Source organism: uncultured Microbacterium sp. (assembly GCF_963521645.1).
Classification (GTDB): domain Bacteria; phylum Actinomycetota; class Actinomycetes; order Actinomycetales; family Microbacteriaceae; genus Microbacterium.
Map to the genome: position 1 here is coordinate 1 of NZ_CAUQVQ010000149.1, position 2580 is coordinate 2580.

At 67.5% G+C, this 2580-nt stretch carries 2 protein-coding genes; both read left to right on the forward strand.

Annotated features, from left to right (window positions below; all coding sequences use genetic code 11):
- The first annotated feature begins 61 nt into the window (after positions 1-61).
- Entirely contained in the window at positions 62-1090 is a 1029-nt protein-coding gene (locus RWO82_RS15500; protein WP_314428426.1) for a proline/glycine betaine ABC transporter permease, read from the forward strand.
- 80 nt (positions 1091-1170) lie between these two features.
- Positions 1171-2088 carry a glycine betaine ABC transporter substrate-binding protein gene (locus RWO82_RS15505; RefSeq protein WP_314428427.1) on the forward strand — a complete coding sequence of 306 codons (918 nt, stop codon included), beginning with the start codon at positions 1171-1173 and terminating at the stop codon, positions 2086-2088.
- Positions 2089-2580 lie beyond the last annotated feature (492 nt).

Consider the following 2580-nt stretch of genomic DNA (forward strand, 5'->3'; position numbering starts at 1 on the left):
CGGTCGTTGAGCGAGGAGCGCAGCACCGAGACGAAACGCAGACGGCAGAGGAGGTGCGCTGATGGACGGATTCCGCCTTCCCCTCGGAACCTGGGTCGCGTCGGGCGTCGACTGGATCAAGACCAACCTCGACGGTCTGCTCGACGTCGTCTCGTTCGTCGTGAGCTTCCTGGTCGACGGCCTCACCCGTGCGCTGCTGTCGCCGCACTTCGCGGTGATCATCGTGATCGCCGCGCTCATCGCCTGGGCGGTGCGATCGTGGCAGCTGGCGATCGGCACGGTCGTGTCGTTCGGGCTCATCGTCGCCATGAACCTCTGGGTGCCGGCGATGCAGACTCTTGCCCTCGTGCTCGTCGCCGCCGTGATCGCCGTGCTGATCGCGGTGCCGCTGGGCATCTGGTCGGCGCGCAACGCCACGGTGCGCGCGGTGCTCAAGCCCGTGCTCGACTTCATGCAGACCATGCCGGCGTTCGTCTACCTGATCCCGGCGATCGTGTTCTTCAGCATCGGCGTCGTGCCGGGACTCGTCGCGACCGTGATCTTCGCGCTGCCTCCGGGCGTGCGACTCACCGAGCTCGGCATCCGCGGAGTCGACTCCGAGACCGTCGAGGCGGGCCAGGCGTTCGGCGCCAAGCCGGGGCAGATCCTGCGCGGCATCCAGCTCCCCCTCGCGATGCCGACGATCCTCGCCGGCGTCAACCAGGTCATCATGCTCGCGCTGTCGATGGCGGTCATCGCCGGAATGGCAGGAGCGGACGGCCTGGGGAAGATCGTCGTAGAGGCGATCTCGACCATCAACATCGCCAAGGGCGTCGAGGCGGGTCTGGGCGTCGTGCTCATCGCCGTCTTCCTCGACCGCGTGACGGCAGCGCTCGGCGATCTCAGCAGCAACCGCTCGTCGCTGCTCGGCATGCTGGCTCGTCGTCGCACGCAGAAGCGCCTCGCCGCGGCGTCCGCCGAGGCGCCCGCGACGGCATCCGCATCCGCTCCTGTATCGGCCGAGGCGGCCGCTGCGCAGGATGCCGAGGCCGAAGCCGAGCGCATGAAGGCCTCGCCGCGCCGCGCCCCCGTCGGCGGCGGCGTGCACTGACTCATCCCTCCCGCAAGAGAACGCAACACCGCAGTACACAGCAACACAGCACACAGATATACGGAACGAGAGAGACACACATGAAGAAGAAGCTCCTGACCATCGCGGCGATCGGCGCCGCAGCCACCCTGACCCTCGCCGGATGCAGCGGCGACGGCATGGGCGGCACCGGTGGAGGCACCGGCGGCGGAGACACCGGATCGGGCGACAAGGGCACGATCACGTTGGGCTTCCTGCCCTCGTGGACCGACGGGCTCAGCACCGCGTACCTGCTGCAGGACCAGCTCGAGAAGATCGGCTACACCGTCGAGATGAAGACGCTGACCGAGGCGGGCCCGCTGTACACCGGCCTCGCCCAGGGTGACGTCGACATGTACCCCTCGGCCTGGCCCGAGCTGACGCACGCCGAATACATGGAGACGTACGGCGACGACATCGAGGACCTCGGCGCGTACTACGACAACGCGAAGCTGACCCTCGCGGTTCCGGAGTACTCCGACCTGAACTCGATCGAGGACCTCGCGGGCAAGGGCGCCGAGCTCGACGGCAAGATCTACGGGATCGAGCCGGGTGCCGGTCTCACCGCGCAGACGCAGAAGATGATGCCCGAGTACGGCCTCGACAGCGAGTACGAGCTCGTCACCTCGTCGACCGCGGCGATGCTCACCGAGCTGAAGTCGGCGACCGACAAGCAGGAGGACATCGTCGTCACGCTGTGGCGTCCGTTCTGGGCCAACGACGCCTTCCCCGTCAAGGACCTCGAGGACCCGAAGGGCGCCATGGGCGAGTCGGAGGCCCTGCACTTCCTGGGCACGAAGGGCTTCGCCGAGGAGTTCCCCGAGGCCGCCGAGCTCATCGAGCAGATCAAGCTCGACGATGAGCAGTACGGCTCGCTCGAGGACATGGTCGTGAACGAGTACGGCGAGGGCAAGGAAGCGGATGCCATCGACGCATGGCTCGAGGAGCACGGCGACGACTTCGACTGGGTCGTCAGCTGACCTGACCCGCTGATCCCTGGTCGTTGAGCGAAGACGACGGAGTCGACTGAGACGAATCGTCGCGACCTCATCCGCGCATCGGGTGCCGCGTTTCGTCTCGCTCGGCTTCGCCGGGCTCGCTCAACGACCGGGAGTGCCGCGCCCCCTGGTCGTTGAGCGAAGATGACGGAGTCGACTGAGACGAATCGTCGCGACCTCATCCGCGCATCGGGTGCCGCGTTTCGTCTCGCTCGGCTTCGCCGGGCTCGCTCAACGACCGGGAGTGCCGCGCCCCTGTTCGTTGAGCGAAGACGACGGAGTCGACTGAGACGAATCGTCGCGACCTCATCCGCGCATCGCTGCCGCCCCCTGTTCGTTGAGCGAAGACGACGGAGTCGACTGAGACGAAACGTCGCGACCTCCTCCGCCCGGCGGGTGTCGCGCAACCCCCTCTGCCGGTGGGTCGTCGCGAGCGTAGCCTGTGGCCGTGGACGGATTCGCGGCGGTCGACTT